Source organism: Streptomyces armeniacus (genome assembly GCF_003355155.1).
GTDB classification, from domain to species: Bacteria; Actinomycetota; Actinomycetes; order Streptomycetales; family Streptomycetaceae; genus Streptomyces; species Streptomyces armeniacus.
Window position 1 is genome coordinate 6,586,241 of the sequence record NZ_CP031320.1, and the last position, 13,720, is coordinate 6,599,960.

Genomic DNA, 13,720 nt, shown 5'->3' on the forward strand with positions numbered 1-13,720 from the left:
GGCCGTTCGGCGACGGTACGGGCACACGGCCGGGGAAACCGGGGAAAGCAGCCCGGGGCGGGGGTCAGGGGAAGTACCGGCGCGGTGTCACGCCCACCGTCCGGTGGAAGGCCGCGACGAACGAACTGGCCGACGCGTACCCGACGCGCCGCGCCACCGCCTCCACCGTCATGCCGTCCGCGAGCAGCAGCATCGCCGCCCGCATCCGCACCCTCTCCCGCCACCGTCCGAAGCTCAGTCCGGTCTCCGCCGTGAACAGGCGGGCCAGCGTGCGGGAGCTGGCGCCGACAGCGCCTCCCCACGCGGTGAGCGGCCGGTTGTCCGCCGGGTGCGCGGTGAGAGCCTCCGCGACCTCGCGGGCGCGCGGATCGGAGGGCTCCGTGACGGACACCGTATGCACGGAAACCGGCTGCAGCAGGTCGAAGACCACCCTCTCGGCGCGGGCACGGGCGGAGCGCGGCAGCTCCCGTACGGCGAGGTGGTCGATCAGCTCACGCAGCAGCGGCGGTACGGACACCACCGTGGGCTCGGTCCACGTCACAGGGCAGCGCGCGGGCGTCACGTACGCGCTGCGCATCACCGCCCCGCCGCTGGTGCCGGTGGCGTGCCGGACGCCCGTGGGGATCCACAGGGCGAGCGTCGGCGGCAGCAGCCAGGTGCCGGCGGTGGTCCGTACGGACAGCAGCCCGGTACGCGACCAGGCCAGCTGGTGCGCCGGGTGCTCGTGGGCCGGGAACCAGCGTCCGACAGTCAGCGCGAAGCTGCCGATGACGATGGCGGTCGCGGGGGACGTCGCCACGGGCACGGCCCCGGCGGGCTCTCCCGTGCTGTGCACGGAGGAGGGCGGGGAAGCGTTCTGTCCGTCTGGCGACATCACTTGGCAGCGTAGCCCGTGGCAGCCACGGCAGCGCCGCCCGTAACGTCGCGCACATGCCGATGAACAGAGCACACCGCAGGCTGTGCAGCTCCGAGAAGTGGGCGCGCACCGTACGGGACCGCCTGCTGCCGTGGGCGCTCGACGGCGTCGAACTCGGCCCCGACGTACTGGAGATCGGACCCGGCTACGGCGCGAACCTGCGCGTCCTGGCCGAACAGGTGCCGCGCCTCACCGCGCTCGAGGTGGACGGCGACACGGCACGGCAACTGGAGCGTGCGTACGGCGACCGGGCCCGCGTCGTGCACGGGGACGGGGCGGACATGCCGCTGCCGGACGGGGCGTTCTCCGCGGTGGTGTGCTTCACGATGCTGCACCACGTGCCGACGGCCGCACTCCAGGACCGGATCTTCGCCGAGGCCCACCGGGTGCTGCGTACGGGCGGCGTTTTCGCCGGCAGCGACAGCGCCGGAGACAGCCTCCGCTTCCGGCTGCTGCACCTGCGCGACACGATGAACACGGTCGACCCGGAGACGCTGCCCGGCCGACTGAAGGACGCCGGGTTCGGTGAGGTCGACGTGACCGTCCACCCGGCGGTGGGCACCGTACGGTTCCGCGCCGTACGGGAGTAGCCGCGCGTACGGCAGTGGCCGCGCATACGGACCGTGGCGCGCGTACGGGCCTTGGGCGGATCTGCGTGCCGAGGCGGCGGCCGGGAGGCGTGCGGTCAGAGGAGCTTGCCGTAGCAGCGGCTCTCCTCGTGGAAGCGGTAGTGGCCGAACTTCCGCACCGGCACGTACCCGCTCGACGCGTACAGCGCCATCGCCTCCGGCTGCTCCGTGCCGGTCTCCAGCACCATCCGAATTCGGCCCGCCGCGCGTGCGCTGTCCTCCAGCTCGGCGAGTATCCGGCGGGCAAGCCCCTGGCCGCGCGCCTCGCGGATCACGAACATGCGCTTGATCTCGGCGTCCCCGTCCGCGTACCCGTCTTCGCTGTGCTCCTGCGCGCGCCAGCCGCCCGTCGCCACCGGGCGGCCGTCGTCGTCGTACGACAGCAGGTACAGCCCGCGCGGCGGGTCGAACATCTCCGGGGCGAGCGGTGTGACGTCGCTCTCTCCGTAGCGCTCGGTGTACTCCTCCTGAACGATGTCGTTCAGCTTGACCGCGTCGGGGTGGTCGTAGCGGACGGGGATGATGGGCATGCCCGCATCGTAATCGGCGCCCCAGGCTGCCCCGGGGCCGCAGCCCTGCGTACGGACTGCGCCGCGTACGGCTGCCGCGCCCCGCACACGGTTGCGTACGGGCTGCCGCCTCTCCGCGCCGCTCAGTGGCGCGAGCGCTGGATGAACTCGTAGCCGAACGAGCTGCCCTGCCCGTCCAGCAGCTCGTAGCTGCCCACCGCCCACTGCCGCCCGGTGTGCCCGGCCGGCGCGAGATCGGTCACGTTGTACGCCTGCGTCGTGCCCTCCGGCAACGTTGCGCCGTGCACCTTCGTCCAGCGTTTGTGGCCGTAGTGCCAGAAGACCGGCGGCCCCTCCCAGCCGTCCGGATCACCGCTGAGCCACACGCCGCCCCGGCCGTCACCGCTGAGCGCCTGCGGTGCCAACCCTGCCACCGGGCCGGTCACGTCGCGCCACGTACGGCCGTCCCAGTGCAGCACCTTCGGCGCCTGGCGCTCCTCGCCGACGGGTGTCGTGAAGCCGCTCGCCCACACGCTGCGGGCGGACTCCGCGTACACGTTCGCGAGCCGTATCCCCCGGTCCGGCAGCGCCGTCTCGTGCCAGCGGGCGCCGTCCCAGTGCAGTGCCACAGGGCGTGACTCGTGGCCGACCAGGGAGAAGCCGCCGACCGCCCAGGCGTCCCTCCCCGTACGCGCGTACACGTCCGAAATGCCGGTCCCCGAGCCGAGGTCGGTCGTACGCCAACGGCCGCCCTCGTACGTGTGGATCCACTGGTTCCCGGCCAACCAGGCGCGGCCGTGGGCGGTGGCGAGTTCGGAGAAGCCGTGGATCTGTTCCCCGGGCAGCTCCGGAAGCGGGACGCGGCGCCAGCGCGCGCCGTCGTAACGCGCCATCGTCTCCTCCGTCTGGCTCCAGCCGTACGCCCAGACGTCGCGTGCGGACGCCGCGCTCACCGAGTGCCAGTAGTCGACGTCCGGCAGGCCCGGCGTACGGTCCTGCCGCCACCGCTCACCGTTCCAGCTCAGGAGGACGCCGTCGGCGACGCCGTCGAAACGCTGATGCCCCACGGCCCAGGCCGCATCGCGGCCCGCCGACGTCACCGAGCTCAGATGCGCACCCGACGACAGGCGGCCCGCGGAGGAGATCTCCCACCCGTGTGTGCGGGGCTGTGCCGGCGTCTGCGGTGCGTGCTCCCTCTGCGTCCGCTCCCGTACGGTGTCGCCGTCTTCCCGTACGGTGCCGCCGTTCTCCGGTACGGCGACCGCTGCGGGGGCGGCGAGCGCCGCCAGTGCCATCAACGCGCCGATCACCGCGAGTCTGAGGTTCCTGGGTCTGACCGGCCTCCGCATGTGAGTCATGTGAGTCCTCCTTGAGTGCGTTGCGGTGAAATGCCTTGCACTGGGGAGACATGTCGCTTCACGGCACAGTTGTGCGGGGCGGCGTCGAACAGTGGGTGCTTCTCGGGTGAACTCCCGGAGCGGGCACGGAAGTCAGCACACCACCGGCCCGCGGCCCTGTGGCCGGATTACGACGCCGTGCGGTGGGTGGCGTAGGCTGCGCCGCTGTCCGTACGCCAGCGGGGAGCAGCCGGGAGCACCAGTGCAGCAGGTCACCACCGTCAACGTGAACGGGCTGCGCGCCGCCGCCCGCAAGGGCTACGCGCAGTGGCTGGCGGCCAGCGACGCCGACGTGGTCTGCCTCCAGGAGGTGCGCGCCGAGCCGCACCAGCTGCTCCCGGAGATCCGCGAACCGGACGGCTGGCACACCGTCTACGCGCCCTCGTCGGCCAAGGGCCGGGCCGGTGTCGCACTGCTCACGCGACGCGAACCGGAAGCCGTGCGAGTGGGCTTCGGGGAACCGGAGTTCGCCGAATCCGGGCGCTACGTCGAGGCGGACCTGCCCGGCGTCACCGTGGCCAGCCTCTACCTCCCCTCCGGTGAGGTCGGCACCGAACGGCAGGCCGAGAAGGAACGGTTCATGGCCGCCTTCCTGCCGTACCTGACGGAGCTGCGGCAGCGCTCCGCCGCCGGCGGCCGCGAAGTCCTCGTCTGCGGCGACTGGAACATCGCGCACCAGGAGGCGGATCTCAAGAACTGGCGCGCCAACCGCCGTTCCGCCGGCTTCCTTCCGGAAGAGCGCGACTGGCTCACCCGCCTCCTCGACCCCGCGGACGGCGGCTACGTGGACGTCGTACGCACGCTCCACCCGGAGCAGAACGGGCCGTACTCGTGGTGGTCGTACCGCGGCCGTGCCTTCGACAACGACTCGGGCTGGCGCATCGACTACGCGATGGCGACGCCGGGACTGGCGGGACGCGCGGTCAAGGCGTACGTGGAGCGGGCCGCGACCCACGACGAGCGGTGGTCGGACCACGCGCCGGTCACGGCGGTCTTCGGGCCCTGAGCGGCCGAAACGGGCCGCGGGCCTGAGGCGGACGGGACCGCGCTGGGGGAGCGCGCGGGTCACGCGGGCGTACGCGCGCTCGTACGCCCGCGACTCCGGCGAGCCCGCACGCCCGGGGGAAAACCCCCGGTGGGGACGGAGGAAAGCCGCGTTACGGCCGCGCCGCCCGCTCCCTAACGTCGGTTCCGTGAGCACGGCGTACGTCGTGCCGTGAGGAGTCGCGATGATCGAGACCCGAGGTCTCACGAAACGCCACGGGCCCACCGCAGCCGTCGACGGTCTCAGCTTCGACGTGTGGCCGGGCGCCGTGACCGGCTTCCTCGGCCCCAACGGCTCGGGGAAGTCGACCACCATGCGAATGATCATGGGCCTGGACCGGCCCGACGCCGGAACGGCCCGGATCGGCGGCCGCCCGTACGGCGCGCTGGGCTGGCCGCTGCGCGAGGTCGGAGCGCTGCTGGAGGCCCGTACGTTCCATCCCGGGCGCAGCGCGTACCAGCACCTGGCCGCACTCGCCGCGGCGAACGGCATCCGGCGCTCCCGGGTGGACGAGGTGCTGGACACGGTGGGGCTGACCGGCGTCGCCCGCAGACGCGCGGGCACGTTCTCGCTGGGCATGGCCCAGCGGCTCGGCATCGCGGGCGCACTGCTCGGCGATCCCGCGGTGCTGCTCTTCGACGAGCCGGTCAACGGACTCGACCCGGAGGGTGTCCGCTGGATCAGGAACCTGATGAAGTCGCTGGCCGCGGACGGCCGCACGGTCCTGCTGTCCAGCCACCTGATCAGCGAGATGGCGCTCACCGCCGACCACCTGGTGGTCATCGGCCAGGGCCGGCTGCTCGCCGACACCTCGGTGGCCGAACTGACCGCGGGCGGGCGCGCGTTGGAGGAGGCCTTCTTCGAACTGACCGGTGACAGCGCGGCGTACCGCGGTACGGACGCGCCGCCCGCCGCGGAGAGGGGGCGACTGTGAGCAGCCTGGCACCGGCACGCGGGCCGGGCACCCGGGTGCCGTCGGGCCGCTACGGCTTCGGGCACGCCGTGCATATGGAGTGGATCAAACTGCGCAGTCTGCGCTCGACGCCCTGGGCGCTGCTGTTCACCGTCGCCGGCATGATCACCATAGGTGTCGTCACGATGGCGAACACCGAGGCGCCCGGCAGCGCCGCCAAGGCGGCGGCCCTGGACCCCACGAACAACGTGCTCGCCGGAGTGGCGCTCGGCCAGCTCGTGATCGGGATACTCGCGGTGCTCGCCGTCACCGGCGAGTACGCGTCCGGATCCATCCGCTCCACCCTGGCGGCGATTCCGGACCGGCGGCTCGTGCTGGCCGCGAAGGCGACCGTCCTGGGCGCGACTTCGCTGGTCGTCGGCGAGGTCATAGCGTTCGTCACCTTCTTCGCCGGACGGGCCGCACTGTCGGAGGCGGTGACGGACGTGGTGCCCGCGCCGGCGCTCGACCAGCCGGGCGTGCTGCGGGCAGTGGTGCTCTCCGGCATCTACCTGGCGCTGATCGCCCTGATTGGGGTCGGGCTCGGTGCCCTCACCCGGCACACGGCGGGCGGGACAGCCGCGTTCGCGGGCGTCACGTTCGTGCTGCCCGCGGTCTTGAGCGGACTTACGGGCATCACGATCGCGAAGTTCTTCCCGACCATGATCGTGGCGAACTCGCTGGCCGTCGCCAGACCCGTCGACGACATGCTCTCGCCCTGGACCGGCCTCGCCGTGCTCTGCGGCTACACCGCCGCCGTGCTCGCCGCGGGCGGCTGGCTGCTGGCGCGGCGGGACGCGTGAACGGGCAGGACACTGGCGCTATGCACGGCACTGACGGCGGGCGCGGCCCCGACGGCACGCGCGGCAGCGGACGCGACGGGCGCGACGAGCGCGGTGGCCGCGGTGGCCGCGCTGGGTGTGACAAGCGTGCCGAGCGCGGTGGGCGCGGTGGGCGCGGTGGGGCGGTCTCGCGCGTCCTGCCGAAGGCCGCGCAGGTGGCCGCGCCCGCAGCGGCGCCGAAGCCCCTGCCGCGCGCCGTACGGGCCGTGCTTCGCGCCCCGTTCACGCGGCGCACCTGGGGTGAGGCGGCGTACTGCGTGCTCGGGCTGCCGCTCGCGCTGGCGGGGTTCGTGCTCGTCCTGGTGCTGCTCGCGCTCGGCACCGGACTGACGGTGTCGCTGATCGGCGCGGTCGTCGGACTGCTGCTGCTGACCGGCGCCCTCGGCCTGTCCCGCGCGCTCGCGGCCGTCCAGCGGTGGCTGGCGGCACGGCTCCTGGGCGAACGGCTGCCCGTACCGTCGCCGGTGCCCGCGGGCAGCGGGCTGCTCGGGCGGCTCGACGCCCGGCTCCGGGACGGCACGGGGTGGCGGTCGGCGGCGTACGTGATGGCGAAGCTTCCGCTCGCCGCCGTCCAGCTCTACGCCGTCCTGGGGCTGTGGGTCTGCACCCTGCTGAACCTGAGCCTTCCGCTGCGCTGGGGGCTGCTCGGGCAGTACCCGGACCGGGGCGACGGGCGGGAGGCGGCGGTGATCACTCCGCTGCCGTTCGGGGGCGGGGCGCCGCACATCACCACCTTCGCGGGCACGTCGGTGGCCTTCGCGATCGGAGTGGGGCTGCTGCTGCTTGCTCCGTGGCCGGCGAGGGGCGTGGTCGCGATGGACCGCTGGCTGATACGCGGCCTGCTCGGGCCCGGCGAACTGGAGACACGGGTGCGCGACCTGGAGGAGACGAGGGCCCTGGCCGTGGACGACTCGGCGGCGCTGCTGCGCCGACTGGAACGCGACCTCCACGACGGTGCCCAAGTGCGGCTGGTGGCGCTGGCGATGAGCCTCGACATGCTCCGGGAAGGTCTCGATGCGGACGGCCCTGAAGCGGACCGCCCCGACGCGGACCGCCCCGGCGCGGGCGGTACCGAAGCAGACGGTTCCGCCGTGGACGGCTCCGAAGCAGACCGCTCCGACGCGGTCGGCCCCGGACGCCGCCCTGCGGGCCGGGCCGGCGGGCGGCCGCTGGACGCCGCCCGCCTCCGCCGCCTCGCCGACACCGCGCACCGCAACGCCACCGAGGCGCTCACCGAGCTGCGCGACCTCGCCCGCGGCATCCACCCGCCCGTGCTCGACGACGGCCTGCCGGACGCCCTCGACACCCTGGCCGCCCGCTGCGTCCTGCCCGTACGGCTGACCGTGGACCTGCCCCGGCGCCCCACCCCGGCCATCGAGACCATCGCGTACTTCTGCGCCGCCGAGCTGCTGACGAACGCCATCAAGCACAGCGGCGCCCGCTCCGTCGGCATCGAGGCCGTGCAGCGCGACGGCGCGATCCGGCTCCGCGTCACCGACGACGGCCGCGGCGGCGCCACCCCCGGCAGCGGCCTGACCGGCCTCCTCCAGCGGGTGCGTACGGTCGACGGCAGCCTGGAGATCGACAGTCCGGACGGCGGCCCCACCGCCGTCACCGTCACCCTGCCGCCGCACGCGTGAGAGCATGCCGCCCATGCGCGTCGTGATCGCCGAGGATGCCGCGGTGCTGCGGGAGCTGTTGACCGAGATGCTCACGGAGCGCGGACATCAGGTGTGTGCCGCCGTGCCGGACGCCGACGCGCTGCGCGCGGCGGTCGCCGAGCATCGCCCCGACGTCACCGTCGTGGACATCCGCATGCCGCCCACGCACACCGACGAGGGCCTGCGCGCGGCGATCGACATCCGCCGCACGCATCCCGGCACCGGCGTGCTGCTGTTCTCCCAGCACATCGAGACCAAGTACGCCGCCCAGCTGCTCGCCGAAGGCTCGGCGGGCGTCGGCTACCTCCTCAAGGACCGGGTGGCGAACGTGGCCGAGTTCACCGACGCCCTCGCCCGTGTCGCCGGCGGCGGCACCGCGCTCGACCCCGAAGTCGTCACCCAGCTCGCCGCCGGCGGCGGCCAGCAGGGCGACGGCCTCGACGCGCTCACCGAACGGGAGCGGAAGGTGCTGACGATGATGGCCGAGGGGCGTACCAACGCGGCCATCGCACAGGCCCTCCACGTGTCGGCGGGCACCGTGGAGAAGCACGTGGCGAGCATCTTCGGCAAGCTCGGGCTGCCCGCCTCGGAGGACCACAACCGGCGCGTGCTCGCCGTTCTCCACTACCTGCGCGCCTGACCACAGGCCACAGTCGAACGCGTAGGCCCGCGCGTGGCACGTACGCCCGCGCGTGGCTCTTACGCTCGCGGGTGGCACGTACGCCCGCGCCTGGCGTGCGTTCACCACCGGCTGACGGCCGGTCAGCTCCCGGTGGAGGGCGGGGTGTCCGGCGCGTCCCGTGCGCTGCCCGCCGTCTGCGCGCCGCCGGCCCCGTGGCCCTCGGCGCCGTCGGGCGGCTGGAGCCAGGCGTCCAGTTCGCTCCGTACGCGGCGGTCCAGGGCGAGCCCCAACTCCGCCTCCACCACCTGCTTCGCGAGCGGGCGGAGCCGTTCCAGCTTCTCGGTGATCCAGTCCGCGTCCGTGACGGACAGGTCGCCCGCCAGGACGTGACGGCGCAGCAGGTCGCTGAAGACGCCGGCGATCACGTCGGTGTGGCGCCGGAGTTCGCGCCCGGCGGCCAGCACGGAGGAGAGCGGGATGCCCTCCTTGACGAGCGCGGAGGAGGCGTCCAGGAGGCGCCGGCTGACGTGGATGAACTCCTCGTCCTCGACGGCGAGATAGCCGATGTCGAGGGAGTCGGCGAGGTTCTCGGAGGTGACGTCGCCCTGGAAGTAGTCCGCCAGGTCCTCCGGGGAGAGCCGGACCGGTTCCTCCTCGGAGAAGGGCGTGCTGAGCATCGTGTCCAGGCCGAGCAGTTCGGCGGCGCTGCGGCCGACCCTGCCCTCCTCGAACGCCGCCATCAGGTCCGCGATGCCGCCGAGCGTGTGGCCGCGTGCGAGCAGTGCCGCGATGGTGCGCAGCCGGGCCAGGTGGTGCTCGTCGTACCACGCGATACGGCCCTCGCGGCGGGGCGGCGGCAGCAGCTTCCGTTCGCGGTAGAAGCGCAGGGTGCGGGGGGTGATCCCGGCCTTGGCGGCGAGTTCGTCCGCGCGGTACTCGACGGGCGGCGCCCCGCCGCCCTCGGCGTCCGGCTCGGGACGGCCGGCCACGGCCCCGCCGTCGCCCTCGTCACCCTCGTCGCCCTCGCCGTCCGCTCCGTGCGCTCGTCTCTTCGTGGCCACAGCCGCAGCCTATGCCGCTCAGCCGTGCGATTCCCCGCCCGCCCTTGTACGGCCTCCGCCGGCCCCAGGTGCAACCGCCGGTAACTTTCCTGTGCGCAACCCCTACCCATCGGTAAGCCCCTGCTCTACTCTCCAACCGTGCCAGCAATCACTGGCACGATCAGTGGCCGGTCGGAGCGGGACCAAAGGCGAGACCTCGGGAGGCGGCACGCATGGCAGCCGAGCGCGAGAACGGGAGCGGCAGCGGGCGCGTAAGCGAGAGCGGACGCGCACGTGAGCACGTACGGGTGGCGGTGATCGGATCCGGATTCGGCGGCCTGGGCGCCGCCGTACGGCTGCGCCGCGCGGGCATCACGGACTTCGTCGTCCTCGAGCGCCGCGACTCGGTCGGAGGCACCTGGCGCGACAACAGCTATCCGGGGTGCGCCTGCGACGTGCCCTCGCATCTCTACTCGTTCTCGTTCGCGCCCAACCCGGACTGGCCGCGCACGTTCTCCGGGCAGTCGCACATCCAGGCGTATCTGGAGGGCGTCGCCGACACCTTCGGGCTGCGCCCGCACATCCGCCTCGACTCCGAGGTCATCCGGATGAGCTGGGACACGGAGGAGCTGCACTGGGTCGTCGAGACGGAACGGGCCACGCTGACCGCGGACTTCGTGGTGTCCGCGACGGGACCGCTGTCCGACCCGAAGATCCCGGACATTCCGGGTCTGGACTCGTTCGAGGGCAAGGTCTTCCACTCCGCGCAGTGGGATCACGACTACGACCTGCGCGGAAAGCGCGTCGTGATGGTCGGGACCGGCGCGTCGGCGATCCAGATCGTGCCGGTCATCGCGCCGGACGTCGACCGGCTGACCGTCTTCCAGCGGACGCCGCCCTGGGTGATGCCGCGGGTCGACCGCCGTATCACCGGCCCGGAGCGCTGGCTGCACGGCAAGGTGCCCGCCACCGGCGCGCTGCGGCGCGGGGTGCTGTGGGGCATCCGGGAGCTTCAGGTGGGCGCGTTCACCAAGCACCCGAACCAGCTGGGCCTGATCGAGAAACTCGCCTCCGCACACATGAAGCGGGCCGTCAAGGACCCGGAGCTGCGGCGCAAGCTGACACCGGACTACCGCATCGGCTGCAAGCGCATCCTGCTGTCCAACAGCTACTACCCGGCGCTCGCCCGCCCCAACGTCGACGTCGTCGCCTCCGGCCTGGCTGAGGTGCGGGGCAGCACGCTGGTCGCGCACGACGGTACGGAGACGGAGGCCGACGCGATCATCTTCGGCACCGGCTTCCACGTTACCGACATGCCGATCGCCGAACGCATCAAGGGCGCCAACGGCACCACGCTCGCCGAGGAATGGCGGGAGGGCATGAAGGCGCTGCGCGGCTGTACGGCGTCGGGCTTCCCCAACTTCATGACCGTCATCGGGCCGAACACCGGTCTCGGCAACAGCTCGATGATCCTCATCATCGAGTCGCAGCTGAACTACATGGTCGACTTCCTGGAGCAGCTCGGCACGTTCGGCGGCCGGGCGGCCTTCGATCCGCGTCCGGCGGCGGTCGAGGCGTGGAACGATCACATCCAGGACCGGATGCGGCGCACCGTCTGGAGCACGGGCGGCTGCGACAGCTGGTACCTGGACGCGAACGGCCGGAACACGACCGTCTGGCCAGGGACGACCGGCGAGTTCCGCCGGGTGACGAAGCGGCTGGACCTGTCCGAGTACGACGTCCAGCGCGCGCCCTCCGGCACGGCCACCGCGGCGGGCACGGCCACAGCCTCCGCCCCGGCCTCCGCCGCGGCCACAACCCCCGCCACCGCCCCCGCACAGTCCGCCGCCGCCCGCTCGAAGCGGCCCGAACCGGTGGCCACGGCCGGGGAGGAGCGGTCATGACGCGCCTGACCAGCACCGGCGTGCGTACGGTGCCGACCGCCCTCACCCCGCCCGAGCCGCGCAGCAGGCCGGTCGTCGTCTCAGCGGACGGCGCGCGGCTGCACGTCGAGGTGCACGGCCCGGCCGCCGCGCCCGCCGTCGTCCTCGTGCACGGCTGGACCTGCTCGACCGTCTTCTGGGCGCCGGTGCTGCGGGCGCTGGTCGCCGACGGCCACCGGGTGATCACGTACGACCTGCGCGGCCACGGCCGTACGCCCGCCGCCGTGCCGCGCGACTACGGCACCCGCCTGCTCGCCGACGACCTGTGCGCCGTCCTCGACGCGACGCTCGCACCGGGTGAACGGGCCGTGCTCGGCGGCCACTCCATGGGCGCGATGACCCTGATGGCCGCCGCCGGACGGCCGCAACTGCGGGAGCACGCCGCGGCGTTGATGCTGTGCAGTACGGGTGCGGCGCGGCTGGTGCCGGAGGCGCGCGTGGTGCCCGTACGGCCGGCTGCGCTCCGTACGTGGATCCAGCGCAAGCTGCTCGGCACCTCCGCGCCACTCGGCCCGGTGACACCCGTCTCGCGGCGGATACTCCGCTACGGGACGATGGGCAGCGGATCGACCCGCGACCAGACGGACATGTGCGCCCGCATCGTGCACGCCTGCCCGCGCAAGATACGCGCGGCCTGGGCGCACGTGCTCGACGGACTCGACCTGAGCGACGGGCTGTCCCGGCTCACCCACCCGACGGCCGTCGTCGCGGGCACCGCCGACCGGCTCACGCCCATCGCCCACGCACGCGGCATGGCGGCCGCGCTGCCGCACTGCACCGGCCTCACCGAACTGCCCGGCCGGGGCCACATGACCCCCGTCGAGGCCCCGGACGTGGTCAGCGGTGTGCTCACCGGGCTCGTACGGGACCACCTCACCGGTACCGGAACGGTCGCCGGCACGGGCACAGCCACCTTCACCACGGGCGACGGCGCCACGGGCGATGGAGCCACCGGCGACGCCGCCGGGGAGGCGCACCAGATCCCCCGGGCCCGCAAGCAGCCCCAACCGGACCGCACGGCCGGTCAGTTCGCGATCAAGGAGGAGACCTCATGACCCGCAGGGACCTCGACGGCCAGGTCGCCGTCGTCACCGGTGCCGCCCGCGGAGTCGGCGAGCTGCTGGCCCGCAAACTCGCCGCCCGCGGTGCCAGGCTCGCACTGGTCGGCCTGGAGCCGGACGAGCTGAAGCGGGTCGACGAGTCGCTCCGTACGGAGTCGCGGCACTGGCACGCCGACGTCACCGACCCCGACGAGATGGCCCGCGTCGCCGCAGAGGTGAAGGACCACTTCGGCAAGGTGGACGTGGTCGTCGCCAACGCCGGTGTCGCCACCGGCGGCCCGTTCATGGACTCCGACCCGGCCTCCTGGCGGCGCGTCATCGAGGTCAACCTCATCGGCGGCGCGGTGACCGCGCGCGCCTTCCTGCCCCAACTCGTAGCGTCCCGCGGCTACTTCCTGCAGATCGCCTCGCTCGCCGCGATTACCCCCGCGCCGATGATGAGCGCGTACTGCGCGTCCAAGTCGGGCGTCGAGGCGTTCACACACTGCCTGCGCGCGGAGGTCGGGTACAAGGGCGTACGCGTCGGTGTCGGCTATCTGAGCTGGACCGACACGGACATGGTGCGCGGCGCCGACCAGGACGACGTGATGCGCGAACTGCGCCAGCGGCTGCCCTGGCCGTCCAACAAGACGTACCCGCTGGGCCCCGCCGTCGACCGCATCGTCGCCGGGATCGAGCGCCGCTCGGCGCACGTGTACGGGCAGTGGTGGTTGCGCGGGATGCAGGGCATCCGCGGCTATCTCCCGCCCGTCATCGGCACGGTGGGGCAGCGCGAGATGAAGCGGTTCGAGCCCCGGCTGGCCGCGGTCGCCGCCCGTACGGGGCTGGTCGGCGCGGGCGGCGAGGCGGACGAGAAGGCCCGCGCGGGACGGTGACACCGTAGGGGCGCGCGCGTAGGAGAGGGTGCGCGCGTACGAGCCCGCCGTACGCACGTGCTCCCGTACGGTGCCCTCGCGCGTGACGCCCGTACGGCAGGTGACGCCCGTACGGTGCGCTCGCACGTGACCTCCGTACGGTGCCCTCGCGCGTGACGCCCGTACGGAACGCGCGCGCCACCGTACGGAACGCGCCGCAAGCGCCTCCGTACGTGCGCGAGGGGTGCA

The 13,720-nt window shown here is 73.2% G+C and carries 12 protein-coding genes and 1 pseudogene; 9 read left to right on the forward strand and 4 right to left on the reverse strand.

What is annotated here, in order from left to right; translation table 11 throughout:
* Positions 1-64: 64 nt before the first annotated feature.
* The gene (locus DVA86_RS28745) at positions 65-874 is read right to left on the reverse strand and encodes an AraC family transcriptional regulator (protein ID WP_208882685.1); all 810 of its coding nucleotides are present in this window, start codon (positions 872-874) and stop codon (positions 65-67) included.
* A gap of 56 nt (positions 875-930) precedes the next feature.
* Here DVA86_RS28745 and DVA86_RS28750 point away from each other — a divergent pair, with 56 nt between their 5' ends.
* Positions 931-1,506: a class I SAM-dependent methyltransferase gene (locus tag DVA86_RS28750; RefSeq protein ID WP_208882687.1), complete on the forward strand. Its 576-nt coding sequence runs from the start codon at positions 931-933 to the stop codon at positions 1,504-1,506.
* A 95-nt stretch (positions 1,507-1,601) separates the two neighbouring features.
* Here the strand turns inward: DVA86_RS28750 and DVA86_RS28755 are convergent, their stop codons facing one another.
* Together DVA86_RS28755 and DVA86_RS28760 are read right to left on the reverse strand one after the other, a co-directional pair.
* Positions 1,602-2,075, reverse strand: coding sequence for a GNAT family N-acetyltransferase (locus DVA86_RS28755; RefSeq protein WP_208882688.1), 474 nt, complete (start codon positions 2,073-2,075; stop codon positions 1,602-1,604).
* 122 nt (positions 2,076-2,197) lie between these two features.
* Positions 2,198-3,412, reverse strand: coding sequence for a hypothetical protein (locus DVA86_RS28760; protein WP_208882690.1), 1,215 nt, complete (start codon positions 3,410-3,412; stop codon positions 2,198-2,200).
* A 241-nt stretch (positions 3,413-3,653) separates the two neighbouring features.
* Between DVA86_RS28760 and DVA86_RS28765 the strand changes: the two genes are divergently transcribed.
* The 5 genes and pseudogenes from DVA86_RS28765 (at position 3,654) to DVA86_RS28785 (ending at position 8,591) form a co-directional block, all read left to right on the forward strand.
* Complete coding sequence (locus DVA86_RS28765; protein WP_208882692.1) at positions 3,654-4,457, forward strand: exodeoxyribonuclease III; 804 nt, start codon at positions 3,654-3,656, stop codon at positions 4,455-4,457.
* Positions 4,458-4,680: 223 nt separating this feature from the next.
* Positions 4,681-5,319 (forward strand): annotated as a pseudogene (locus tag DVA86_RS28770) (ABC transporter ATP-binding protein); the annotation flags it as partial.
* A 107-nt stretch (positions 5,320-5,426) separates the two neighbouring features.
* Positions 5,427-6,251 (forward strand): ABC-2 transporter permease, encoded by an 825-nt coding sequence (locus DVA86_RS28775; protein WP_245997308.1) that lies wholly within the window; start codon positions 5,427-5,429, stop codon positions 6,249-6,251.
* Positions 6,252-6,271: 20 nt separating this feature from the next.
* On the forward strand, positions 6,272-7,930 hold the full coding sequence (locus DVA86_RS28780; RefSeq protein ID WP_245997310.1) for a sensor histidine kinase: 1,659 nt from the start codon (positions 6,272-6,274) through the stop codon (positions 7,928-7,930).
* A gap of 13 nt (positions 7,931-7,943) precedes the next feature.
* Positions 7,944-8,591 (forward strand): response regulator transcription factor, encoded by a 648-nt coding sequence (locus tag DVA86_RS28785; protein ID WP_208882697.1) that lies wholly within the window; start codon positions 7,944-7,946, stop codon positions 8,589-8,591.
* A 122-nt stretch (positions 8,592-8,713) separates the two neighbouring features.
* Here the strand turns inward: DVA86_RS28785 and DVA86_RS28790 are convergent, their stop codons facing one another.
* Complete coding sequence (locus tag DVA86_RS28790; RefSeq protein WP_425470939.1) at positions 8,714-9,634, reverse strand: MerR family transcriptional regulator; 921 nt, start codon at positions 9,632-9,634, stop codon at positions 8,714-8,716.
* Positions 9,635-9,846: 212 nt separating this feature from the next.
* On the opposite strand from DVA86_RS28790, the gene DVA86_RS28795 reads away from it, so the two are divergent.
* Genes DVA86_RS28795 through DVA86_RS28805 form a run of 3 tightly spaced genes read left to right on the forward strand, consistent with a single transcriptional unit; the run spans position 9,847 to position 13,492 of the window.
* Positions 9,847-11,517, forward strand: a complete 1,671-nt coding sequence (locus DVA86_RS28795; RefSeq protein ID WP_208882698.1) for a flavin-containing monooxygenase — start codon at positions 9,847-9,849, stop codon at positions 11,515-11,517.
* The gene (locus tag DVA86_RS28800; protein ID WP_208882700.1) at positions 11,514-12,611 is read left to right on the forward strand and encodes an alpha/beta fold hydrolase; all 1,098 of its coding nucleotides are present in this window, start codon (positions 11,514-11,516) and stop codon (positions 12,609-12,611) included. Before DVA86_RS28795 ends, DVA86_RS28800 begins: the two co-directional genes overlap by 4 nt.
* Positions 12,608-13,492 (forward strand): SDR family oxidoreductase, encoded by an 885-nt coding sequence (locus DVA86_RS28805; RefSeq protein ID WP_208882702.1) that lies wholly within the window; start codon positions 12,608-12,610, stop codon positions 13,490-13,492. The genes DVA86_RS28800 and DVA86_RS28805 overlap by 4 nt, the downstream gene beginning before the upstream one ends.
* Positions 13,493-13,720: the final 228 nt, after the last annotated feature.